The organism is Streptomyces sennicomposti, assembly GCF_019890635.1.
In the GTDB taxonomy this organism is placed as follows: Bacteria; Actinomycetota; Actinomycetes; order Streptomycetales; family Streptomycetaceae; genus Streptomyces; species Streptomyces sennicomposti.
Window position 1 is genome coordinate 35,731 of the sequence record NZ_JAIOAB010000022.1, and the last position, 23,529, is coordinate 59,259.

Consider the following 23,529-nt stretch of genomic DNA (forward strand, 5'->3'; position numbering starts at 1 on the left):
ATCAGCCACGCGAGCCCGCGACGACATCCAATGGGCTGGAACGGAATGACACCGATTTCCAGAAGAGGTCGAAGCGCCATTGACCGAGGATCTTGCCGGACGGGTTTTCCGTATCGGTCTCCCGATGCCGATGCGACTTACCCGGCACCAGGAATCGAACCACAGAACCCGGTCGCCGGAGTAGCGGCGGATCCGCGTTCCGTCCCGTAGCCGCGCGCGCCGTCGGTCGCGTCACGGCGGCGTCGCATCCGGGACACCGCCCGGGCGCCACCGTCACGGCATGGTCAGGACGCCTCGCCGACCAGTTCGCTCAGCACGTCGCTGAGGTCGCTGAGCAACGGGTTCTTGAGGATGACGCCCGTGATCCGGGATATCCCGAGTTCCTGGCGGAGGGCCTGGCCGAGACGGACGGCGATGATGGAGTTGCCGCCGACGGCCAGGAAGTCGTCGCCGATGCCGATGTCCGGCTTTCCCAGAAGCTCCCGGACCTTGCCGACCACCAGCTCGTCCATGCGGTTGCGGAACCCACTGTCGACCGTCACCTGGCCACCTCTCGCACGTCATCGGCCGGCTCCCGCAGGCCGGCAGGCCGCATGTCCGACCCGTGTCCGGACACGTGGTCACGGCTCTCCTGTGTGAACGAAACCTGATTTCCCGAAGGACGCGTCCATCGTGCGCTTGTCTCGCCGGCGAGACAACTTTCCGCCGGCCGTTTTCCCTCGCCGTCCACGGTGAGGGTGTCCGCGAAGAACGCGGGTGCTATGAATCAGGAGCGGGCGCATTCATTGACCGATGTTCGCCACCCGCCTCCGATTCCGAACCCGTATCCGGTGGGGAGAACGCACAATGGATCTCAGCCTCTTCTATTTCGCCAACGACAGCGGAAGCGCCGAGGCCGACCGGTACCGGTTGCTGCTCGAAGGCGCCCGCTTCGCCGACGAGAACGGCTTCGCGGCGGTGTGGACCCCGGAACGCCATTTCCACCCCTTCGGCGGGACCTATCCGAACCCCTCGGTGACCAGTGCGGCGATCGCCGCGACGACGGAGCGTGTCAAGATCCGGGCGGGCAGCGTCGTGGCACCGTTGCACCACGCGCTGCGGATCGCCGAGGAGTGGTCTGTGGTGGACAACATCTCCCGGGGCCGCGTCGGGGTGTCCTTCGCCTCCGGTTGGCACGCCGTCGACTTCGCCCTGAACCCGGCCGCCTACACGAACCGCCGGGCGGAGATGTACGAGCGGATCGAGCAGGTGCGTGCCCTGTGGCGCGGCGAGGCGATCGAGGTCACCGACGGCGCGGGGAACCCGGTGCGGGTGCGGTCGTTCCCGCCGCCGGTCCAGAGCGACCTGCCGATCTGGGTCGCCAGTGTCGGCGACGTCGAGACCTTCCGGAGCGCCGGCCGGATCGGCGCCGGGCTCCTCACCCATCTGCTCGGCCAGAGTCCCGAACAACTGGCGCACAACATCGCCGAGTACCGGAAGGCCGCGGCCGACGCCGGCTGGCCCGGCCATGTCGCGGTCATGGTGCACACGTATCTCGGCGAGGACACCGACAGGGTCCGAGAGCTGGTCCGGCCGTCGCTGAGCGACTACATGCGCAGCTCGCTCGGGCTCATCCTGGCATCGGACCTCAGCACCGGAGACCTGGAGCCGGACGAGATCGACATGCTCGTCGAGCGGGCCTTCGAGCACTACTTCGACGACGTCGGCCTGCTCGGCTCGGTCGACAAGGGCGAGCAGGTCGTGGCGCGGCTCGCGGAACTCGGCGCGGACGAGATCGCGTGTCTCATCGACTTCGGACTGCCCACGGACGAGGTCATGACCGGCCTGACCTATCTCAAGCGACTGCAAGACGCGTGCGGCGCCGACGCGCCCGTCCCGCGCACGGTCTGACCCCGGTCCTCCCCGTGCCGCCGCGGTCGCCCGGCGAGGGTGCGGCTTCGCCGTGCCCGCGCCGGGGCCGGCCCGCCGAAGTGCCGGCCCGCCGAAGTGCCGGCTGCCGGATTTCGACTCGGCTGTCGGCTTTCGGCTGTCGGCCGAGTGGCCGGCCCGCGCCGAGCGGGAGTTCACGTCGAACGGTCCGCCGGTCCCAGCACCGTCCTGTGGTCCCGGCCCCGTCGTCCTCCCGTCAGCCCGCCAGCCGGGCGATGGCGTCGGCGGTCTCCAGGTCCTGCTTCACCGCGGTGAGGAAGCGGACCGCGTCGCGGCCGTTGAGATAGCGGTGGTCGTAGGTGACGGCGACCGTGGTGACCGGCCGGGTGAACGGCGTGCCGTCCTCGGCCAGGGCGACTTCGCTCCGCTCGGCGCACAGGGTCACGACGCAGGTGCGGCCCGGATGGACGATCGGCGCGGCCAGGATGATGTCCGGTTCGTTGTGCAGCGAGAGGGTGATCGCCTCGTCGGCGAACGCGTCCTCGCGGAAGTTCTGCCGCAGGGCGCTGACCCGGAAGTCCATGAGGTCGTCGGTCAGGTCGCCGATCGGACGGCGGGCGGCGTCCTTGAGCACCGGGATGAACAGCCCGGTCCCGACGTCGACGGTGACCCCCACGTTGGCGGCCGGCGCGAGGGTGAGGGTGTGGTCCGCACCGGGCGTGGCGAAGAACAGCGGGAAGTCGGCGTGGCGGGCGGCAATGGCCTTGACCAGCAGCTCGACCAGGCCGTACGGGGCGCCGCCGCGGGCGGCGCGGAACGCTGTCAGGTCGACCGCGATCGCGGCGAAGGCGGCCGGGATGGTGCGGTGCGCCTCGCTGACGACGGCGGCCACCGCGCGTTGGCGCGCACTGAGGCGGACGACGGCGGCGTCCTCGGACGCCGCGGACGCCCCAGCCGCAACGGCCGCCGCCCCTTGGTCCGTGAGCCCCTGGTCGATGAGCCGCTGGACGTCGGAGGCCTTCACCACCCGCTTGCCGAGCGCGCGCAGCTGCTCGGTCCGGATGCCGTGATCCTGGGCGAGGGTGCGCGCGGCGTCGCTGAGGACCGGGTCCGGGCCGCCGTCGTGGTCCTCGCCCTGGCCCTGACCCTCGGGTGCGGTGGTCACGGCGGCGGCCGCCGGGCTCGCCAGGTAGTCGTCCCGTTCCTGGCGGCTGTCGAACAGCAGCCCCACGGGCCGCCCGAACGCGCAGTGCGCTCCGGCCTCGACGAGCCGGTGGAGGACGCCGTCCGCGTCCGCGACGAGTTCCTCCAGGGCCTTCGCGGTCTCGACCTCGGCGACGACCGCGTCCGCGGACACCGCGGCGCCGTCGTCGACCGTCCAGCCGACCAGGACGCAGCCCTCGTCGTTGTTGTTGAACTTCGGCAGCAGCAGTTCACGCATGCAACGCCTCCCGGATGGCGCGGTGGATGTCGGAAGCTTGGGGCAGCACGGTCTGTTCCAGGTGTGCGGCGGTCGGGATCACCTCGGCCTCGGCGCTGCACAGCACGACGGGACGCCGCAACCGGTCCCACAGCCGCTCGTAGACGCGCGTGGCGACCTCCGAACCCCAGGTGCCGCCGGCGGCGCAGTCCTCGACCAGGCACACGACCTCGGCGCCGGCCAGGGCGGGCAGCAGCGGCTCCACGTCGAACGGGTACAACTGGGTCGGAACGATGACCTCGCAGGTGATCTCGTGCTCGGCGAACAGCGTCCCGGCCGCCGCCAGCGCCCGCCGGGCCACACCGCCGGGCACGACGATCACGCAGTCGGCCGCGTCGTCGCCGTCCGTCGCCCGCAGCCGTGCCGGGCCGCCGGCTCCGAACGGGAAATCGGCGACGAACGGCCCGTCCGTCCCCGGCTCGTGCATCGGCTGCGTGTAGAGCACCTTGTCCTCGAACAGGACGGCCGGCTCGCCGTCGGCGAGCAGGCGGGCCAGCAGTGCCGTACTGTCGTGGAACGGCGAGATCTCGTGCACCGACAGGTGCGGCACGCCGATGAAGTGCTTCTGCAGGCTCTGGCTGTGGGTCGGGCCGTACCCGCGCCGCCCGCCCGTGGGGCAGCGCACGATCACCGGGACCTCGACGCGGCGGCCGTACATCGCGACCGATTTGGCCGCGAAGTTGACGATCTGGTCGAAGGCCAGGGTGGCGAAGTCGCCGAACATGATCTCGACGATGGCACACCCGCCGGACAGCGCCAGCCCGTTGGCCACCCCCACCAGCGACTGCTCGCTGATGGGCGTGCTCAGGACCCGGTCGGGGTAGCCCGACGACAGCCCTTTGGTGATCTTGAAGGCGCCGCCGTACGGATCGGCGACGTCCTCCCCCAGCAGGAACAGGCCGGGGTCGGCGGCGAAGGCCGCGTGCAGGGCCCGGTTCAGGTTCTCGGCGACACGTTCCACGGCTCAGCCCCTCTCCCACACCGAGGCCGGACGGGCCAGGACCCGGTCCACGGCCTCGGCGATCCGCGTCCGCTGCTCGTCCTCGACCTCGGCGAACAGGCCGGGGTCCAGGCGCCGATAGGCGTCGTGCCAGTCGTGCTCCCGCTCGGCGGCGACCTCGGCGGCGGAGCGTGTGTCGTCGCCCTTGCTGTGCGGGCCGAGGCGGTGGGTCGCGAACTCCACGACGGCCGGCCCGCCGCCGGTGCGCGTCCGTTCGACCACCGGTGCCAGGCGCGCGCGGATCGCGGCGACGTCGCTGCCGGTCACGGGCACATGGGCGATTCCGAACGCCGCGGCCCGCCCGGCGATGTCGCCGGCCATGGCGCGCGCGGTCGGCGTGGTCTGCGCGATGCCGTTGTTCTCGACGACCACCAGCAGCGGCAGCCGCCACAGCGCGGCCAGGTTCAACGCCTCGTAGACGGCGCCCTCGCCCCAGGTGCCGTCGCCGATGCAGGCCACGGCGATGCCGGAACGGCCGGTCCGCTGGAACCACAAGGCCGTGCCCACGGCCACCGGCAGGCTCTCGCCCTGCACCCCGGTGGACAGGTAGGTGTCCCGGAAGATGTGCTGGCTGCCGCCGACGCCCGAACAGACGGCGCCCTCGCGGCCGGTCATCTCGGCCAGCAGGCCCTCGGGGTCGTCGAAGCGGGCCAGATAGTGTCCGTGGCCGCGGTGGTTGCTGAACACGAAGTCGTCCGGGGCCAGCAGCGGCCCCAGGGCCACCGGCACGTACTCCTGACCGAGGCAGGTGTGCGTGGTGCCGTTGAGCAGCCCGCGCGCGAACAGGTCCAGCACGGCCTGCTCGAAGTGCCTGATCATCAGCAGGCTGGAGAGGTCGTCGACGTCGATCCCGGCGTCGGTCCCGGCAACGCTGATGGCAGTACCTTCTTTCATGACGGGCTCCCTCCCGGAAGTTCCAAAGGATCAGGGCGCGGTCCTCGCCCGGGTCCGCCGAGCAGGGACCGGGATCTCGGCGTCTCGGCCTCAACCCGCACTGTCTGCGCCCGCTCGGGGAATGCCGGGAGTGCGGCAGTCCGGGTCCGCGAAGGCGAACTCCCTGGTGACAGACGTGGCGGGGTCGCCCGGCCTGATGTACAACCGGCCGCTCCCCGGCAAGGCGACGGCAGCGGCGACGGTGCGCTCGTACCGGATGTCACCGGTTCCGGCCACTCGGACGGGCGGGGCCGAGAGCAGAGCGAAATGCTCCTCCACCCCTGCGGCCGGCGCCATCGCGGCGAGACCGGCGCGGCACGCCTCCAGCCGTCGGCGTGAGGAGTTCCGCGCGAAGACGTTGATCTCGTCGAAGGGTTCGAACTCGGGGTGGAGGAAGTGGTTGGTGTGCTCTGCCTGTTGGGCTTCGAAGCACCGGAACCGGCCGTCCAGAGCCTCCACCCAGACCGCTTTGCCCGCGTCGCAGAGCATGAACGACCGTGAGCTGGCCAACGGGAGACCGCGCAGGCACTCGACCGCCTCATCGACGGTGGCGGCGGAGTCCAGCACGTGGCGAATGGCCAGGTACGGCGGGACTCCGGGTTTCCAGTCTCCGCCGAGGACCAGGTTGAGGCCCACGGCCAGGCCGTCGCTGTTGACCCCGAGATAGCCGAGCAGGCCCGCGAAACTGAGCACCAAAGCCCGGCGCGGGGAACCGGTGAGCCGGACGTCCAGGACGCTGATCTGATCGTCCAGGTCGCCGTTGAGGTCCACCGTCTGGGCCAGTACCGGACGGGAACCGGCCCTGGCGTAGGTGGTGCAGTCGCCGCGCGCCGGGATCTTGCGGTAGCCCAGGATCTCCCGGCGCAGTTGCAGCAGCAGCGCCTGGTCGCGGTGGATCCCGATCCCGTCGGCGAGTCCGGTGATCTCCTCGGCCAGCCGTGGCAGCTCTGCCGTGATCACCGCGTCGAACGCGGACAGCACCGGTTCGAGCCCGGCCGTCGTGACCGGTTCGTCCAGCAGCAGGTTGAGGCGGCAGAGCGAGTCGTCGACGAAGCCGCGCAGCGGACAGGCGAGAGCTGCCCCGTGCTGTCGGCCGACCTCATAGGGGTTGCCGCGCAGATGCAGATGGGCGACGCCCGCTCCGCCGTTCACACCGTTCCGCTTCGACGGGTCACCTTCGCGTTGGCGGCCAGCTCGTCCTTGAGCCACGACCACTCGCCGCGCAGCACGCTGTAGTAGACAGCGTCCCGGCGCCTGCCGTCCGGCATCGGGTTGAAGCTGCGCAGGACGCCCTCCTCCACGGCGCCGATGTTGCGCAGGCCGCTTCGGGCCTGCGCGTTGAGCTGGTCCGTCTTGAACTCCACGCGCTCGGCGCCCAGGTTCTCGAAGGCGTGCTGGAGCAAGAGGTACTTGGCCCAGCGGTTGACGCCCCGGCCCTGGAAGTCGACGCCCAACCAGGACCAGCCGATCTCCAGGCGCGCGTCCGCCTCGGAGAGGTTGCCGAAGCTCATGCTCCCCGCGCACCGCCCCGTGGTCTTGTCGGTGATGTGGAAGACCACGCGCCTGCCCGCCGCGTGGTCGGCGACCATGCCCTGGAAGAAGGCCTCGAAGTCCTCCTCCGTCTCGACCAGGCTCACGAAGTAGCGCCAGATCACCGGGTTCATCGCGATGGCGTGGATCGACTCGCGGTCCTCGGGAGTGATCGGACGCAGCCTCACGTGGTCGTTCTCCAGCGTGGCCGCGGCCAGCTCTGCCCAGCTCACTTCAAGAAGCCTTTCCGGCGTGGCGTGACAGGGTGTCGACGACGTCGTGGAGCGTGCGCATCTCCGCGACGTCGCGCTCGGTCAGGGAGGCGAGATCGACCGCGAGGTCCTCGCACAGCCGAGTCAGGAACAGGACCTTCTGCAACGAGGTCAAGCCGTAGTCGGTCAACTCGAGGTCGGGTTCGATCTCGTGCGGATCCGCGGGCGGCTGGAGCGCGGCCGACAGGTTCTCCCGCGCGATGGTCTCGACGTCACTGGGCATGGATACCGTCCTGGTTGTTCGTGATCTGCGACTGGAAGGCCGCGAAAATGGCCTGTCGTCTCGGCTTGAACTGCGAGGTGAGCATTCCGTTGGCGATGCTGGGCCGCGGACTCGCGACGACGACCTTGCGAATCTGTTCGTCACGGCCGAACGAGGCGTTGGTGCGGGCCAGTTGTTCGGCGATCGCCTCCAGGTCGGCCGTGTCGGAGGAAGGCGAGACCACCGCCACCAGGGACGTCTGCGCGGGGCAGAACACCACGCACTCCTCGATCGCCGGGCTCGTCCGCATGTGCTCCTCGATCGGCCGGACGATCACCTTCTTGCCGTTCCCGAGCACGATGACGTCGTCGGCGCGTCCCTGGATGAACAGGAAGCCGTCCTCGTCGACGTAACCGAGGTCGCCGGTGCGCACCACCCCGTCCGCGACGAACATCCGCTCGGAGTCACCGGGCTCGGCGAACTCGTAGCGCCGGTTCACCGGATGCTCGCTCCGTACCAGGATCACGCCGTCCTCGTCGAACAGCACCTCCTTGCCCCGCAGCACCCTGCCCACGCTGCCCTCCCGGTGGGCGCCGGGATGGTTCTTGCTGACGATGCACGTCTCGTTCAGCCCGTAGCCCTCGTAGACGGGAAGGCCCGCGTCGGTGAGGTAGCGCAGCACCTCCCGGTCCGCCGGCGCCGATCCGGTCCACAGGTAGCGGATCCGGTCGCCGAACAGCCGCCGCGCGGCCGCGCGGCGGGCCGCCTCCGGCGTGACGCCGTCCGCACGAGCGGCGTCCTGGCCGATCTGCTGCCTGGCGGCCTCGAAGAACGCCGGTACCCCCATCACCACAGTCGGCCGGGCCGTTCCCAGCGCGGCGAAGGCCGCCTCGTACGTGGTGACGGTCGCGTCGTGGCCGAAGCAGAGGGCGGAGTAGAGCCAGTACCGCTGCTGCAGCAGTGACAGCGGCAGGAAGACGAAGAGGTTGTCGCCGCTCCGGTGCCCGAAGATCTCCTGCACGGCCCGCATCGACGCGTCGATACTGCCGACCGTGGCCCCGAGCCCCTTCGGCGCACCGGTGCTGCCGGAGGTGAACTTGATCGTCGTCACCTCCTCGGGGCCGTACACGACGGGTCCGGGCGGCTCCGGCCATGCCTGCCCCGCGGCCTCGGCGACTTCGGCGAACGTTCGGACAGCCGCCGGCGCGTCCGCCGGCACGTCCTGGTCGGTGAACAGAACCGTGAGCCCGTAGCGTGCCACCAGCTCTGCGGCATCGGCGAACTTGCCCGGCTCGAAACCTGCGACCACGGCCTTGAGCCGCAGCGCGGCGAGGTCCAGCAGGACCCATTCCAGGCTGTTGGCCGCCAGGATTCCGATGCGGTCCCCGGACCCGACGCCGAGGCTTTGAAGGTAGGCGGCGACACGGCCTGACTGCTCGTACAGTTCGGTCAGGTCCAGTGTCCTGCGACTGCCGAGCCGGATGAAGGAGATCCGGTGGCCGGGAGCCGGCGGCCCCGCCACCAAGCGGTTGATCACGGAGTCCGTCATGTCGTGGCTCCCCCGGCGAGCGACCAGTCCGACGGCAGGGCCTCGAAGTAGGCCTGCTGTTCGAGGTCGATGCGGGTGCCGGGCGCGACCAGCTCGACCTGGGAGGGCCAGGACGAGAGGTCGGTCGTCCCCAGCGCCCGGGCGAGCCGGGCGGCGAAGCGAGGCATGATCGGCGTGGCCGCGCGGGCCAGCAGTCGTGCCGCGGCCAGTTCCAGCGCGACGGCCGTTCGGGCCTCGTCCTGCCAACCGGCGATCAGCGCGGTCCGTGCCTCCGCTTCGGCGAACCGCCGGGCGTCGACGACGATCCCGTCCAGTTCGGCGGCCGCACGGTTCAGCGAGAACCCGTCCTGCCCGTAGCTGTCGGCGACAGCGGCGAGCCGTATTCCCAGGCCGTTGAGGAACGCCGTGTGCTCAGGGGTCCAGACACCTGCGTCCGGGGCGACCCCGCCGTACTGTCCGGCGACCCGTGCGCCCAGGTCGTTCAGCCAGCCCTGCCAGCCGTCCACCAGGACCCGCCGCACGGTCTCCGTGTACGCCTCGAGCGCGAAGTTCGTCCGGTGCCGCTCCGGACGCGTGAGCGACAGGTAGTAGCGCACCGCGTCCACGGTCTCCGGCCGCAGGATCTGCTTGCCCCAGATGGCATGGCGCCTGCTGGTGGAGAACTTGCCGTCCTCCAACAGGTAGAACTCATTGACGTGGTAATCGATATCGGGATTCCACCGCGGGTACGCCAACCGGTAGAGAGCCGGGTAGAGCACGGCGTGGTAGAAGCTGTTGTCGTAGCCGAAGAAGTGGACGAACTTCCAGTCCTGCTCGGGAGTCAGGGCCTGCCAGTCACGGCCCAGCCGCCCGCCGAGGGCCTCGACGCCGTGGAGAAAGCCGTAGGACATCTCGGGCCAGACCCAGATCACCTGCCCGTCCACCGTCGTCTCCGCGGGCGCGACGCCCCAGTCCGAAGGGTGGGTCACGGGAAGGTCGAGCCTGGGGCGCGCGAACACCCGGTCCGCCAGTTCGCGGAGCCGGGCCGGGACCCGGCCGAGACGGTGGTGGTCGGCGACCTCGCCGCCGAACTCGTGCAGGGGCAGGACGAAGCGTGCGACAGGTCGCCGCTTCGGCGGCGCCTGTGACCGGCTGCTGCGCGGGTCGACCAGGTCGACGCAGACGTTCGGTTCGCCGCACTCCTCGCAGATGTTGCCGCTGGTGCCGCCCCCGCATCCGGGACAGCCGCCCGAGACGTCCACCTCGTAGAGGTAGGCGTCCGTCCCGTCGTCCACCAGGGCGGGCGTCTGCCTGACGGTGACCGCCCCCGAGTCGACCAGCTTCGAGAAGTATCCGCGCAGGCCGTCCCGGTAGCCGGGGTCCTCGTTGGTCACCGTGTACTGGTCGACCTCGATGTCCATCAGACGGAGCGTCGCGGCGATCTCGGCACTGTAGTGCTCGGCGGTGCGCGCCGGTTCGCGCTCCTCACGGCGGGCGCGGTCGACCACATAGCTCTGGTAGTCGTCGCTCCCGGTGAGGTGCCATGCCTCGGCGCCCCGCATGCGCTGGAAGCGGACGTAGGCGTCAGCTCCCAGGTAGGGACCGGACAGGTGGCCGAGGTGGAGGTCGCCGTTCGGAGTGGGCGGGGTCGAGAAGACGAAGACCGGCCTCTCGTGGAACCGGCGGCGCGTGCCGCCGGCCGCCGCGGCCTGGGCGGCGCGCGCCGGGTCGCGCCAGTACAGGTCGAAGAAGACCAGGTCGACGTCTCCGTCGTTCTCGACGACGTGTGTCTCGAAGGGCTCGAACTGGCACACCGTTCCCGGCTCCACCCGGATCCGCCGACCGTCGAAGGCCACCCATCCGCTTCCGGCGACGACGACGAACATCTCGATCTCGTCGTGCTGGTGCGGATCGGAGGTGACACCCGGAGCGACCCGGCCCCAGCCGGCTCCCGCGCTCATCTTCTCCACGGAGCTCATCTCGATGCCGAATGCCTGGTGCAGTTCCTCAGCGGAGAAGACGCTCACGTTCATTGCTGGCCCCCTTGGTCGGAAACGTTCTCGACGGCTCTGCGGAGCAGATGCGCCGCCTCTGCTGCGATGGCGGGTGCGAGCCTGTAGCCGGAGCCGTTGGCGGCGCCCGCGAACACCAGTCGGCCCTCCTCGTCCAGAGCACGTACCAGCGGCTCCCGGTTGGCGCTGTACGCGTCGCAGAACACCCTTCCGCTGCGGGCGGAGCCGGCCAGGCGGGGGGCGCGGGCGAACAGCACCTCGCGGGCGTCGGCCAGGTCCGCCGCGCAGACGCTGCCGGTGAGCCGGTCGGGGTCGACGTCCCAGACCTGGCTGGTGTAGCTGAAGAGCCAGCGCCTCTGCTCGTGGAGCGGGAGCAGGAACGCGTCCTCGTCGTGGAAGACGACGACGCCGTCCTCGGCCGCGGGCGGCACTTCGATGTGCAGCGCGACGACCTTCTTCACCCTGGCGCCCAGGGGGGCGAGCCGTTCCCGCCAGGCCGGCGCGGCCAGCCACGGGCCGGGGGCGAGCACGACCGAGCCGGCTGTGACGCGCTCCCCTGTGCTGAACCCGAGTTCGTACCCGCTCGCGACCCGGTCCAGGGAGGCGACGAAGACGCCTTCCCTGAAACTCGTCCGCGGCCGCAGGGACCGGGCCAGTGCCCGGGTCAACGCCCCGACATCGGCGTACTGGCAGCCCTCGCCCGTCCAGGCCGCCGTCTCGTCCGACAGCGGTGGCAGCCAGTCCGGCAACGCGTCCACGCGGGACAGTCCGGCCTCGTCGAGATAGGCCGCCTCCACCTGGTCCACAGCCGCACGGTCGGACACCACCAGCAGGGGAACCGGATGAATGGGCAACGCCGGATCGGCGTCGAGCAGGGCCCTGTAGTAGGCCTGGCTGTAGCCGGCCATGCGGCGTACGCGTTCCGTCGCGCCACGGGGGAAGTGCAGCCCGGCCGACCGGCGACTGGCTCCGGACCCGACGGCGTCCTGTTCGAGCACCAACACGGAGGCGTGCGGGGCCCGGAGCGCCAGCTCCCGCGCGATCGTGCACCCGATGATTCCGCCACCAACGACTGCGAAGTCGACCTGTGTCATGGCTCAGCCCACGCTCTCGTCCGGGCTGAGCTTCGCCGACCATTCGATGAACGAGGGAACCGTGTCGTCGCTGCGCACACATCGCACGCGGTCGATGATCCGCTGGCTCCGCCAGGCCAGCAGGCTGAGGTTCTTGTCCGCCAGTCCGCGCTGTCGCAGAGCCGCGTTCTGGAGGAAGATGCTCCGGTTCGAAGGGCCGTCCCACATCACGGCGAAATCACTGTCGATGCGAAACTCGTCGCCCTCGCGCTCGAGTCGGTCCGCGATCGGCGCGAGGAAGTCGGGCGCGGTGGTGCGGAACCCGGTCGCCCAGACCACTACGTCGGCGTCGACCTGCCCGAGGACCGCCGGATGATTGCTGTTGGACAGCTTCAACGACCAGGCGTTGTCGGAGGCGGCGACCGCGATCACGTTCCGGTTCGGGTACAGCGAGACCAGGTCGGTGTTGCCGTGGATGAACCGCTCGGCGTAGATGCGCTGATAGATCTCGCGGAGTGTGCCCTCGGAGATGCCGTCACTGGTGAGGAGGTGCTCCCGGTTGAACGATTCGCGCGTCCCCTGGTCCAGCCTGGCGAAGTAGTCCGAGTAGCCGGGCATGTAGAAGTCGTTGGTGAAGGGCGAGTCGTCGATGGGGTAGAAGTTGCGGCGGCGTGACACCCACGAGACCCGGCGCGGTCGCTCGGCGGACGGACGCGAGACGAGGTCGAGGAACGCCTCGGCGCCCGACTGGCCGCCGCCGACCACGCAGACCCTCTTGCCCGCCAAGTCGCGTCCGCGAGGCACGAATTCGCTGACGTGGAACTGGGTGGGGCCGAGGTGGTCACGGGCTTCCGCCGGCACCCAGGCGGTGCTGCCGATGCCGATGGACACGTTGTTCGCCGTGACGGTGCGCCGGTTGGTGCGCAGCACGAACACGCCGTCGAAGTCGACGGAGACGACCTCCTCTCCGAACACCACGTTCTGGTTGCGCCGGCTGGCCCATTCCAGGTAGTTGCGGAACTCCTGCCGCGGCACCGCACTGAACTGGGCGTTGATGAAGTGGTAGATCCGCCCTTTGTCCTTCAGGTAGGACAGGAACGAAAAGGGACTGGTCGGGTCCGACAGACTCACCAGATCCTTGAAGACGGACACCTGGAGGGTCGCGTCGGGTATCTGCTGTCCGTCATGCCAGCTGAACACCTCACGCTTCTCGAGGAAGAGGTTCGGCAGCCCAGGACTACCGTGCAGAAGAGATGCAAGACTCAGGTTCGCAGGGCCGACGCCTATGCCGACACACTCGTAGTGCTGTTCGTCACTCATGCTTCTCCCCGTGTATGCGTCGGCTTGTCTTCCCGCGCCGGCCGCCAGGGTGGGCCACGATGCGCGGGGACGGCTCTGCCCGCGTCGCTGAGGCGACCGGGGAGGACAAGTCAGCGTTCCACTCGACTCGCACTGTTTGCGGATGCCGCTCGGGACCGGCCCACGAGCGGCCGTCGTCCCAGCGTGTCCGCGATGATCAGCTTCTGGACCTCGGACGCTCCCTCGTAGATCCTCAGGGACCTGACCTGCCGGTACAAGCGTTCGGGGACACTGTCGGCGACCAGGCCGGCAGCCCCGTGGATCTGGACGGCAGCGTCGACGATCTCCTGTGCGGCCTCGGTGGCGGCCACCTTGGCGATACTCGAGTGCTTCGCGTAGCCGGGATTCCCGTGGTCGAGTTCCCACGCGGCCCGCGCGACCAACAGCGCGGAGGCGTTGAGCTTCACCTCCATGTCGGCGAGCGCACCCTTCACGAGCTGGAGATCCATCAGCCTGCCGCCGTGCATCCGCCGCTCGCGGGCCTGCTGGACTGCCGAGTCGACGGCGCGCCGAGCGAATCCCACCGCGGCCGCCCCCACCGTCATCCGGAATCGCTCCAGCAGGTCCGTAGCGACCACGAACCCCTGTCCGGGGCGTCCGAGGACGCTCGATTCGGGGACCAGGCAGTCTTCGAAGGCCAGGTGTCCGAGCGAGCGCGGAGCAATCAACCGCACCTCCTCCAGCACCCGGACCCCGGGCGTGCGCGCCGGCACCAGGAATGCCGTGAGCCCCAGCGCACCGGGTCCCCCGCCCGTGCGGGCGATCACGCAGTGCACATCCGCGATGCCGGCATGGGCGATCCAGGCCTTGCGCCCGTTCAGCAGATAGCCGCCGGACACTCGGTCGGCGGTCAGGCCGACCGCCGACATGTCGGAACCGGCCTCCTTCTCCGAGATCGCGAACGAGCCCGCCGTCTCGCCCGACGCCATGCGCGGCAGATACTCCAACTGCTGCTCACGGTTTCCGTACCGGACGATCGGGGTTGCCGACAGCGCCTGGATGGAGAAGGCGAAGTCCGCCAGATCGTCGGCGTACGCGAGGATCTCCCTGGCCAGACAGATCGAGCGGTGGTCACCGGCGGCGGACCCGCTCGCGGGATCGAGGAAGCCCAGCCATCCGGCGGAGCCGAGCGCGCGCAGGATCTCCCGGCCGGCCTTCTCCGGGGTCCGCTCCAGAGGACGTGACCACAGGCCGGCCCGGCCGGCGCACCAGTCGGCGAGCCCCACGGCCAGCGTGCGGTGCTGCTCCTCGTAGAACGGCAACGCCAGGATGCCCTCATCGAGACCGCCGCCCAGCACGTGAGTCATGTCGCCCTTTCAGATCCGCAGGTCAGCATCGGTCGTGACGGCCGGGGACCCGGCGGCACCTTGATCAGGCGATGCCCGATGAAACTTACGCGCCCCAGGCGCGGCCCCACCAGATTCGCCGCCCTCCCGCGGCACCACGCCGATGCCGGCGCCGTGCCGGGTCTCCTCCGGTCGGGAGACGAGGTGCCGTGAGCCCGCGGCGACGTGTCGGCCGGCGCCTGTCTCGCCAGCGAGACAACGCCCCCGCCGACCGACGCCGATGCCGCCGGTGACGCCGGTTCGGGTGTTAACGCGTCTGCTTGCGGAGCAGAACCCCGTACCGTACCCCTGGAACCGAGGCGGCCAGCAGGTAGTGGCCGTCGTCGCGGAGTCGACCGGCTGCCGCGAGGTCCGTCAGGTTGATGACGGGGTCGGCGGCGAAGCAGTGGCCTACCCGTGCGATGTTGTCCGTGTACAACTGCGCTGCCGTGAATCCCGCCTGAAGCTCTTTCATGACGATGACGGCTTCGAAGATGTTGGTGTGCACGAGGATGTCGACCTGGTCGATGCTCATCGAAGCACGTTTCATCAGCTGCGCGTTCACGCGGCGGGAGAGGTCCGGACTGATCTGGTTCGACCAGTCCAGGTCCTTCGTCTCGTGCGCTGCGGCACTCGCGACGATCTCGTACTCCCCGTCGGCGTCCGACACCAGCACACCGGCCGCGCCATCGCTGAACAGGGCAAACTTGGCCAGTCTTTCCGCCTCGACGGTGACTCTGTCGGTGGTCACGACCAGGACCCGCCGATGGATTCCGGCAGCGACGAAGGCCTCGGCGACTCGCAGGCCCGCCAGCAGGTTCGTGCATCGGTCGAGCGTGATGCCGAGGAAGTCGGTCTCACACGTTCCCAACCCCTCCGCGACGGTCCGCACGAAACCGCCGTGGCTGTCCGGACCCCCTGGGAAGCTGGTGCAGCACAGCACCAGTGCGTCGACGGAGGAGGGATCGACGCCGGCGGCGCGGAGAGTGGCCCGGCCCGCCTCGACCGCCAGGTCCTCCAGCGACTTGTGGGTCCGGTGCACATGGCCCCAGCCCCAGAGTTCGGGGGCGTACGGCACACCCAGTTCGGCGGCCCGCGCCTCCAGATCCGGAGTCTCGCTGTGGTGCGACGCGATCTCCCCCAGGACGTACTGCGGTCCGCTCAGGAAGACGGAGGAGGAACTCATCGGGGCTCCACGACGTGATGTGTATGTGGTCGGTCAAGTCAGGGCGATGGCCGGCTCGGCCTGGGGCCCGGCATGCCGCCGACGACCACGCCGGCCGGCGTCCGGCCCCGGACGACGAAGCACACGCTGGAAAGAGGGTCACCCGTAGAGCCTTGATCACCGCACCGGTCGCCGGCCGGCACGGACGACGGACCGCCCGTGCCGGGGGCCGGGCTCAGTTCGCGGGCGTCGTCTCGGATCCGGGCCCGAGTCCGGCCGCCAGGCGCTCCACCCCGGCGTCGTCCAGGCCGTCGAGGGTCGCCAGCAACTGCGCGGCCGCCTCCGGAGAGGCGTCGTCGAGGTCCGCTCCGGCGGGTCCGTCGGCCACCGGTCCGGCAGCGAACGCGGCGACGGACCCGCCCTCCGCCCGCACCCGCGCCGTCAGGCCGTCCAGGGTGAGGTCCAGCAGCTCGCCGGCCGGGACGTCCACCCCGAGGTCGGTCCGCAGCCGGCTCCACAGCTCGATGGCCGCGAGCGAGTCGAACCCGAGCGAGACCAACGGTGTGTCGCGGCTGAACGGGCTGGTCAGTCGCGCCCGGATCAGCTCGTCGAGATAGCCGCGGACGGCCTGGAGGCTGTCGCCGGTGCCGGTCGTCACCTGCCCGCCGCCTCTCCGCCGCGACTCGTCGGCCATCTCCCCGATCCTGGAACTGGGTTCGCCATGACTCTCCCATGCAACGATCCGACACTCGACATCCGGACGGCGGCCGGCGCCACTTCGCCGCGGCGCGCGGACACCCTCGCGGGCCTTCCACATGCTGCGCGTGTCTCGCCGGCGAGACAACACCACGACGCTCTCTTCGGGCTCGGGGCGTACGCCGGTGTGGACATACGTGTTCCTGCCCGGTCGTCGCCCCCCACTCCGTGGCCGGCGCACCCGGCCGGTTCCTGAGCCGTTCGGGTGGCCGGTGTCCGGTGCGGACGAGGCACTGCGGTGATGTCCGCGCCCACCGGGCGTGGACGGCACGAGAACGGTCGAGGAGGACAGGGACAGAACCGCCCGGGGAAGAGTTCAGGGGCAAGGATGGGCACGGTGTCGAAGGAACTGCTGGTGTTGCAGGTATGGCCGGGGAAGGTGCTGCGGGTGAGCACCGCCGACGGCGAGGTGAACACCCTTGTCGAGGACGCCGGCGCGGCACCCGACGGCATCGTGGTCGACGCGGGCGTCGCCTACTGGACGACCATGGGGGCTCCGGTGGTCGACCCGGACGTCCCGGGCGAGGCCGGCCAGGATTTCTCACGCCGCAACGGCGGCATCCACGCCTTCGACCTCGGCGGCGGTTCGCCCCGTGATCTGCTCCCGGAAGGAGCGATCACCACGGGCAAGCAACTGACCTCCGACGGCGCGGGGACGCTTTACTGGGGTGACCGTGAGGGGCACCGGATCAGCCGGGTTCGCACCGACGGGAGCGGTCTGACCGATCTGGTGGCCACCCCGGACGCCGACGGCGTCCTCGGCGAGTGCGTCGGGGTGGCCGTGGATCGTGACCGCGGACACCTGTACTGGACGCAGAAGGGCCCGGCCAAGGGCGGCCGGGGGCGGATCTTCCGTGCGGGTCTGGAGATTCCGGCGGGGCAGAGCGCGGCCGACCGCTCTGACGTCGAACTGCTGTGGAGCGACCTCCCCGAGCCGATCGATCTGCACCTGGACGGCGGGTGGCTGTACTGGACCGATCGTGGGGCGGCCCCCGACGGCAACACGCTCAACCGAGCGCCCCTGCCCGCCGAGGGCGCCCGCGGGCGGGCCCCCGAGATCCTCGCCGACGGCTTCGCCGAGGCCATCGGCCTCGCCGTCGACAGCGCGTCGGGCCTTGCCTTCGTCTCCGACCTCGGCGGCCACATCCGCGCCGTACCGCTGCCCGACGGCCCCGCCGCCTCCCGGGCGCCCTGGGACGTCGTCAGCCTCGGACGCCCACTGACCGGGCTGTGCCTGCTGAGCTAGGCGGACCGGGCCGGCCCGCGGTCCCGCAACTCATCCGTACGCGCCGCCAGGCGGACCGGCGGCAAGAGCGGTTTTCCGACAGGCGATCGCGGTTCCCGGCGGTCCCATGAGAGCAGCAGGAGCGACCATGTCCTTCACACTTCCCACGGACATCGAGAACCGGCCGGTGGCCGTGATCGGCGCGGGCACCCTCGGGCGTCGGATCGCGCTGATGTTCGCCGACCGCGGCGGACTGGTGCGGATCTACGACAAGTCGGCGCAGGCCGGCGAAGCGGCCCGCAGCTTCGTGGAGGAGAGCCTCCCGGAGGTCGTCGCAGGGCTCGACGGCGGCCGACCGGGCCGGGTGGACATCACCGACGACCTGGCCGAAGCCCTCGCGGACACCTGGCTCGTGGTCGAGGCGGTGCCCGAGCGACTCGACCTGAAGAAGGAGATCTTCGGCGAACTCGACCGCACCGCCCCCGCCGACGCCATCCTGGCCAGCAACTCCTCGTCCTACGCCTCGGACGAGTTCATCGACCGGGTCGAGCACCCGGAGCGGGTACTGAACATCCACTTCTACCAGCCGCCCGCTCAGAACGCCGTCGACATCATGTCGGACGGACAGACCGATCCGCGGATCATGGAGCTGCTCAAGAAGGAGTTGCCCCGGTACGGGGTGTTCCCGTTCGAGGCTCACAAGAAATCGACGGGCTTCATCTTCAACCGCATCTGGGCGGCCATCAAGCGCGAAGCCCTGGCCGTCGTCGCCGAAGGGGTGTCCACGCCGCAGGACGTGGACGAGATGTGGAAGATCAACATGGGTACTCCGGCCGGCCCCTTCCGGATGATGGACCAGGTGGGACTGGACGTCGTGCTGGACATCGAGAAGCACTACGCCGCCGAGAACCCCCACCTCCCCACCGGCCCCCAAGACCTGCTGAAGAAGTACGTGGACGCGGGGCACCTGGGGGTCAAGTCCGGGCAGGGCTTCTACACCTACGACCGACAGGACTGACAGTGATGATTGCTGCGGCTTCGCTCGGCGGTCTGACCCCAGGCCTGACCTGCGGCCGGACCGGCCGCACGCCATCGCCGCTCTCGCCGTGACGTCCCTTCGAAGCCCTGCGCCCCGGTGCCTTCGAGCGCCGGCCGGCAGAGCGGCAAGGGCGGTGACGCACCCACCGGACGTCGGACGGTGACGTTCCCCGACGGCGGTCCGCGCCGCCGCCGACGGCAGCACCCGCGCGGCCGCCGTCAGGTTCCTTTCGGTACCGCGGCGGGGTCGCCGAAAGTGACCGGCTACAAGAGCCGAGCGCCAACCCCATGAAACCGTACGCCCGTTGAGCAGGCCCTTGCCAGTGCCGCCCGCCCGGGCCTGGACCGTCCTGCGCCCCTTCCTGCAACCCCGTCCTGCACCGTCCTGCCCCCCCCCTTCCCACGCCGCAAGACGACACGGTCGCCCGTCGACCGCGACTCACCCGTCGGCAAAAGTGAGAACAGAATCGTTGACAATTCTGTTCGCCTAGATTTAGCGTCGACAGGCACTCACTCAGGGAGGGCAGATGCCGAAGGAAGCCCGTCCAGGCTCCGGAGAGCAGGCCAAGCAGTACGCGTTGGAGCGGCTCAGGAAGGCGATCCTGCGGGGCGAGATGGCGCCGGCCCAGCGGCTGGTGGAGAACGAGCTGGCCGAGAACTACGGCGTCACGCGTGCCAGCATGCGTGCCGCACTGCTCGATCTGACCTCCGAGGGGCTGGTCGAGCGGATCCGCAACCGCGGTTCGCGGGTGCGGGTGGTGACGGTCGAAGAGGCCGTGGAGATCACGGAGTGCCGGATGGTGCTCGAAGGGCTGTGTGCGGCCAAGGCGGCGACCGAGGCCACCGACGCGCAGCTCGACGAGCTGACCGCTCTGGGCAAGGCCATGTCCAAGGCGGTCGCCGACGGCGATCCGGTCACCTACTCCGAGCTCAACCATGACCTCCACGCCCTGATCCGGGACATCTCCGGCCAGCACACGGCCGTCCGTCTCCTGGAGCGGCTCAACGCGCAACTGGTGCGCCACCGCTTCCAGTTGGCGCTGCGGCCGGGCCGTCCGCAGCAGTCCCTGAGTGAGCACCTGGCCGTGATCGAAGCGATCGGGGCCAGGGATCCGCAAGCGGCCGAGACGGCCGTTCGCGCCCACCTCAGGAGCGTGATCGACGCCCTGCGCGCCGACTGAACCGCGCTCCTGGGGCGGGTGCGGCACCTGTCACCAAGGAGATGCAGCATGACTCACGGCAACGACGCGCCCGCCGTCGCCCCGCCCCGTTCGACCCTCGTCGTCACCGCGCACGCCGGTGACTTCGTGTGGCGGGCGGGCGGCGCCATCGCCCTGGCCGCCTCCCGTGGCGAGCAGGTCACGATCGCGTGCCTGACCTTCGGCGAGCGCGGCGAGTCGGCGAAGGCGTGGCGGGAGGGGAAGAAACTCGACGAGATCAAGGCGATCCGCCGCGAGGAGGCCGAGCGCGCCGCCGCGACGCTCGGCGCCGAGGTCCGCTTCTTCGACGCCGGCGACTACCCGCTGGTCGCCACCGCCGAGCTGACCGACCGGCTCGTCTCCGTCTACCGGGAGACGCAGCCGGACGTCGTGCTCACGCACCCGGTCGAGGACCCGTACAACGGCGACCACCCGGCCGCCCACCGCATGGCCCTGGAGGCCCGGGTCCTCGCCCAGGCCATCGGCTACCCCGGCGAGGGCGAGATCATCGGCGCCCCGCCCGTCTTCTACTTCGAGCCGCACCAGCCCGAGATGAGCGGCTTCAAACCCGAGGTGCTCCTCGACATCACCGAGGTCTGGGACACCAAGCGCAAGGCCATGGAGTGCCTGGGCGCACAGCAGCACCTGTGGGACTACTACACCGATCTCGCCGTACGCCGCGGAGTGCAGCTCAAGCGGAACGCCGGCCCCAATCTGGGCCTGGCCCACAAGACCATGGCCGAGGCGTACATGCGGCCCTACCCGCAGATCGCGAAGGAGCTCGCCTGATGCCCGGCGTCATCGTCACCGACCCGCCCAAGGCCGAGGCGAAGGACGTCGCGGCGCTCGCCGGGTACGGCACCGCCACCGTCAGCGAGGCCATGGGCCGCACCGGCTTCCTCGGCAGCCACCTGCGCCCGATCCAGCAAGACGTCCGGGTCGCCGGCACCGCCGTCACGGCGTTGTGCTGGCCCGGCGACAACCTCATGATCCACGCGGCGGTCGAGCAGTGCGGCGAGGGCGACGTCCTCGTCGTCACCACCACATCGCCGTGCACGGACGGCCTGTTCGGCGAGCTGTTCGCCACAGCGCTCGCCCGTCGCGGGGTGCGTGGCGTCGTCCTGGACACCGGCATACGTGACACCGCCGAGCTGCGCGCGATGGGCTTCCCGGCCTGGTCCGCCGCCGTCAGCCCGCAGGGCACGGTCAAGGCGACCGGCGGCAGCGTGAACGTGCCGATCGCGATCGGCGGCCAGGTGATCCGCCCCGGTGACGTGATCGTCGCCGACGACGACGGCGTGGTGGTCGTCCCGCGCGAACGTGCCCGCGACACCGCCGAGGCGTCCGAGGCCCGCGAGCGGAAGGAGGCCGGGGCCCGCGCCGCCTTCCTGGAGGGCCAACTGGGCCTGGACCGCTACGGGTTGCGGGAGACGCTCACGAGGCTCGGGGTGACCTACCGGCCGTACGGGGAGGCCGGGTCGTGACCGGCCCCACCGAGGTCCGCTGCATGCTCATGCGCGGCGGCACCTCCAAGGGCGCCTACTTCCTGGCCGACGACCTGCCCACCGAACAGACCGTCCGCGACGAGCTGTTGCTGCGGATCATGGGCAGTCCGGACCCGCGCCAGATCGACGGCCTCGGCGGCGGCCACCCGCTCACGAGCAAGGTCGCCGTGGTGTCCCCGTCGGCCGGCCCCGAGGCCGACGTCGACTACCTGTTCCTCCAGGTCGCCGTGGACAAGGCGGAGGTGTCGGACCGCCAGAACTGCGGCAACCTGCTCGCCGGGATCGGCCCGTTCGCCGTCGAGCGCGGACTCGTACGAGCAGGGACCGACGAGACGTCCGTACGGATCCGCATGGTGAACTCCGGTGACTTCGCCACGGCGACGTTCCCGACCCCTGACGGCCGCGCCGACTACGGCGGCGCCACGGAAATCTCCGGAGTTCCCGGGAGCGCCGCCGCCGTCGTCATCGAATTCCCGCCGCGCAAGGGGGAGTTGCTGCCGACGGGAAACGTGCGCGACACGGTCGCCGGCATCGAGGTCACCTGCGTCGACAACGGCATGCCGACCGTCCTGATGCCGGCCGGGGCCCTCGCGGTCACCGGTCAGGAGGACCCGACGGACCTGGAGGGCAACCGGGAACTGACCGCCCGACTCCATGACATACGGCTGGCGGCCGGCCGTCTGATGGGACTCGGCGACGTCACCGGCACCACCGTCCCCAAGCTCACCCTGCTCTCCGCGCCGCGCCACGGCGGCGCCGTCACCACCCGCACCTTCATCCCGACCCGCGTCCACACCTCCATCGGCGTCCTCGGCGCCGCGAGCGTGGCGGCCGGGCTGCGGATCGAGGGAAGCGTCGCGCACGGCATCGCGGCCCTCCCCGCTGAGGGCGATCGGCTGCGCATCGAGCATCCCAGCGGGTTCACCGAGATCGAGAGCAGCGTCGAGCACGCCCCCGACGGCGGCCTGAGGGCCCGTCGCACCGCCGTCGTCCGCACCGCCCGCAAGATCTTCGACGGCACCGTCTTCCCCGTACCACCCACAGGAGGTCGCTCATGACCCCGCCTCTCGGCGACATCGCCCACATCGGCCACGTCCAGCTGTTCACCCCGGACCTGGACGCCTCCGTCGCCTTCTTCACCGACTTCCTGGGCCTGACCGTCAACGGGCAGGACGGCGACACCGTCTACCTGCGCACCTTCGACGACTACGAGCACCACAGCCTCGTTCTCACCGCCCGCGACCAGCCCGGCCTCGGCCGCCTCGCCCTGCGCACCTCCAGCGAGGAGGCGCTCCGGCGCCGGGTGAGGGCCGTCGAGGCGGCGGGCGGCGCCGGCCACTGGACGGAGGACGAGCCCGGGCTCGGCGCGCTCTACGTCACCGCCGACCCCGACGGCCACGAACACGCCCTGTACTGGGACAGCGAGCACTACCGGGCCCCGGAGGCGCTCAAGCCCTCTCTCAAGAACCAGCCGCAGGCCAAACCCAACCGCGGCGTCGGCGTCCGCCGCCTGGACCACGTCAACTTCCTCGCCGCCGACGTCCTGTCCAACGCCGAGTGGCAGGAAAGGCTCCTCGGCGCCCGCCCCACCGAGCAGATCCGGCTCGACTCCGGGAAGATCGCGGCACGTTGGCTGACGTACACCGACAAGTCGTACGACGTCGTCTACACGTCCGACTGGACCGGCAGCGAGGGCCGGCTGCACCACATCGCCTTCGCCACCGACACCCGCGAGGACATCCTGCGCGCCGCCGACCTCGCCATCGACACCGGCGTCTTCATCGAGACGGGACCGCACAAGCACGCCATCCAGCAGACGTTCTTCCTCTACGTCTACGAACCCGGCGGCAACCGCGTCGAACTGTGCAACCCGCTCACCCGCCTCGTCCTCGCCCCCGACTGGCCGCTGATCACCTGGACGGAGGAGGAGCGCGGGAAGGGGCAGGCATGGGGCCTGCAGACCATCGAATCCTTCCACACGCACGGCACGCCGCTCGTGCAGCCCTGATCCGAACCGCCCTTTCCGGCCCCGGAGGACGGCGCTCCCGACTTCCGGGG

Annotated in this window: 22 protein-coding genes; 8 read left to right on the top strand and 14 right to left on the bottom strand. The window is 70.4% G+C overall.

Features of this window, described 5'->3' with window-relative positions; all coding sequences use genetic code 11:
- Positions 1-284: 284 nt before the first annotated feature.
- Entirely contained in the window at positions 285-542 is a 258-nt protein-coding gene (locus K7787_RS15005; protein ID WP_223001701.1) for a phosphopantetheine-binding protein, read from the bottom strand.
- Positions 543-846: 304 nt separating this feature from the next.
- On the opposite strand from K7787_RS15005, the gene K7787_RS15010 reads away from it, so the two are divergent.
- On the top strand, positions 847-1,890 hold the full coding sequence (locus tag K7787_RS15010; RefSeq protein ID WP_169436995.1) for a MupA/Atu3671 family FMN-dependent luciferase-like monooxygenase: 1,044 nt from the start codon (positions 847-849) through the stop codon (positions 1,888-1,890).
- 235 nt (positions 1,891-2,125) lie between these two features.
- Here the strand turns inward: K7787_RS15010 and K7787_RS15015 are convergent, their stop codons facing one another.
- The 13 genes from K7787_RS15015 to K7787_RS15075 form a co-directional block, all read right to left on the bottom strand.
- On the bottom strand, positions 2,126-3,310 hold the full coding sequence (locus K7787_RS15015; protein ID WP_223001702.1) for a 2-oxo acid dehydrogenase subunit E2: 1,185 nt from the start codon (positions 3,308-3,310) through the stop codon (positions 2,126-2,128).
- Positions 3,303-4,310 carry an alpha-ketoacid dehydrogenase subunit beta gene (locus tag K7787_RS15020; RefSeq protein WP_223001703.1) on the bottom strand — a complete coding sequence of 336 codons (1,008 nt, stop codon included), beginning with the start codon at positions 4,308-4,310 and terminating at the stop codon, positions 3,303-3,305. Before K7787_RS15020 ends, K7787_RS15015 begins: the two co-directional genes overlap by 8 nt.
- 3 nt (positions 4,311-4,313) lie before the next feature.
- Positions 4,314-5,243: a thiamine pyrophosphate-dependent dehydrogenase E1 component subunit alpha gene (locus tag K7787_RS15025; RefSeq protein WP_223001704.1), complete on the bottom strand. Its 930-nt coding sequence runs from the start codon at positions 5,241-5,243 to the stop codon at positions 4,314-4,316.
- Between the two features lie 90 nt (positions 5,244-5,333).
- Positions 5,334-6,434 (bottom strand): C45 family autoproteolytic acyltransferase/hydrolase, encoded by a 1,101-nt coding sequence (locus K7787_RS15030; RefSeq protein ID WP_223001705.1) that lies wholly within the window; start codon positions 6,432-6,434, stop codon positions 5,334-5,336.
- Positions 6,431-7,045, bottom strand: a complete 615-nt coding sequence (locus tag K7787_RS15035) for a GNAT family N-acetyltransferase (RefSeq protein WP_223001706.1) — start codon at positions 7,043-7,045, stop codon at positions 6,431-6,433. Before K7787_RS15035 ends, K7787_RS15030 begins: the two co-directional genes overlap by 4 nt.
- Position 7,046: 1 nt before the next feature.
- On the bottom strand, positions 7,047-7,307 hold the full coding sequence (locus K7787_RS15040; protein WP_009192381.1) for a phosphopantetheine-binding protein: 261 nt from the start codon (positions 7,305-7,307) through the stop codon (positions 7,047-7,049).
- A complete protein-coding gene (locus K7787_RS15045; protein WP_223001707.1) occupies positions 7,297-8,835 on the bottom strand; it encodes an AMP-binding protein in 1,539 nt (512 codons plus the stop codon). Before K7787_RS15045 ends, K7787_RS15040 begins: the two co-directional genes overlap by 11 nt.
- Positions 8,832-10,847 (bottom strand): class I tRNA ligase family protein, encoded by a 2,016-nt coding sequence (locus K7787_RS15050; protein WP_223001708.1) that lies wholly within the window; start codon positions 10,845-10,847, stop codon positions 8,832-8,834. Before K7787_RS15050 ends, K7787_RS15045 begins: the two co-directional genes overlap by 4 nt.
- Positions 10,844-11,920, bottom strand: a complete 1,077-nt coding sequence (locus K7787_RS15055; protein ID WP_223001709.1) for an NAD(P)/FAD-dependent oxidoreductase — start codon at positions 11,918-11,920, stop codon at positions 10,844-10,846. Before K7787_RS15055 ends, K7787_RS15050 begins: the two co-directional genes overlap by 4 nt.
- Positions 11,921-11,923: 3 nt before the next feature.
- The gene (locus K7787_RS15060; protein WP_223001710.1) at positions 11,924-13,219 is read right to left on the bottom strand and encodes a lysine N(6)-hydroxylase/L-ornithine N(5)-oxygenase family protein; all 1,296 of its coding nucleotides are present in this window, start codon (positions 13,217-13,219) and stop codon (positions 11,924-11,926) included.
- Between the two features lie 110 nt (positions 13,220-13,329).
- Positions 13,330-14,556: an acyl-CoA dehydrogenase family protein gene (locus K7787_RS15065; protein ID WP_223001711.1), complete on the bottom strand. Its 1,227-nt coding sequence runs from the start codon at positions 14,554-14,556 to the stop codon at positions 13,330-13,332.
- A 295-nt stretch (positions 14,557-14,851) separates the two neighbouring features.
- Positions 14,852-15,769: a beta-ketoacyl-[acyl-carrier-protein] synthase family protein gene (locus K7787_RS15070; RefSeq protein ID WP_223001712.1), complete on the bottom strand. Its 918-nt coding sequence runs from the start codon at positions 15,767-15,769 to the stop codon at positions 14,852-14,854.
- Positions 15,770-15,983: 214 nt separating this feature from the next.
- Positions 15,984-16,442 carry an acyl carrier protein gene (locus K7787_RS15075; protein ID WP_106434071.1) on the bottom strand — a complete coding sequence of 153 codons (459 nt, stop codon included), beginning with the start codon at positions 16,440-16,442 and terminating at the stop codon, positions 15,984-15,986.
- A 390-nt stretch (positions 16,443-16,832) separates the two neighbouring features.
- Between K7787_RS15075 and K7787_RS15080 the strand changes: the two genes are divergently transcribed.
- The 7 genes from K7787_RS15080 to K7787_RS15110 all read left to right on the top strand — a co-directional run bounded on the left by K7787_RS15080 (position 16,833) and on the right by K7787_RS15110 (position 23,479).
- Positions 16,833-17,750 carry an NHL repeat-containing protein gene (locus K7787_RS15080; RefSeq protein ID WP_009192389.1) on the top strand — a complete coding sequence of 306 codons (918 nt, stop codon included), beginning with the start codon at positions 16,833-16,835 and terminating at the stop codon, positions 17,748-17,750.
- Between the two features lie 127 nt (positions 17,751-17,877).
- Positions 17,878-18,747 (top strand): 3-hydroxyacyl-CoA dehydrogenase family protein, encoded by an 870-nt coding sequence (locus K7787_RS15085; protein WP_247720905.1) that lies wholly within the window; start codon positions 17,878-17,880, stop codon positions 18,745-18,747.
- Positions 18,748-19,294: 547 nt separating this feature from the next.
- Complete coding sequence (locus tag K7787_RS15090; protein WP_009192391.1) at positions 19,295-19,948, top strand: GntR family transcriptional regulator; 654 nt, start codon at positions 19,295-19,297, stop codon at positions 19,946-19,948.
- Positions 19,949-19,996: 48 nt separating this feature from the next.
- Positions 19,997-20,755, top strand: a complete 759-nt coding sequence (locus tag K7787_RS15095) for a PIG-L deacetylase family protein (RefSeq protein ID WP_009192392.1) — start codon at positions 19,997-19,999, stop codon at positions 20,753-20,755.
- The gene (locus K7787_RS15100; protein ID WP_223001714.1) at positions 20,755-21,450 is read left to right on the top strand and encodes a 4-carboxy-4-hydroxy-2-oxoadipate aldolase/oxaloacetate decarboxylase; all 696 of its coding nucleotides are present in this window, start codon (positions 20,755-20,757) and stop codon (positions 21,448-21,450) included. The genes K7787_RS15095 and K7787_RS15100 overlap by 1 nt, the downstream gene beginning before the upstream one ends.
- A complete protein-coding gene (locus K7787_RS15105; protein ID WP_223001715.1) occupies positions 21,447-22,529 on the top strand; it encodes a 4-oxalomesaconate tautomerase in 1,083 nt (360 codons plus the stop codon). The genes K7787_RS15100 and K7787_RS15105 overlap by 4 nt, the downstream gene beginning before the upstream one ends.
- Positions 22,526-23,479 carry a catechol 2,3-dioxygenase gene (locus K7787_RS15110; protein ID WP_223001716.1) on the top strand — a complete coding sequence of 318 codons (954 nt, stop codon included), beginning with the start codon at positions 22,526-22,528 and terminating at the stop codon, positions 23,477-23,479. The genes K7787_RS15105 and K7787_RS15110 overlap by 4 nt, the downstream gene beginning before the upstream one ends.
- The last annotated feature ends 50 nt before the right edge of the window (positions 23,480-23,529 follow it).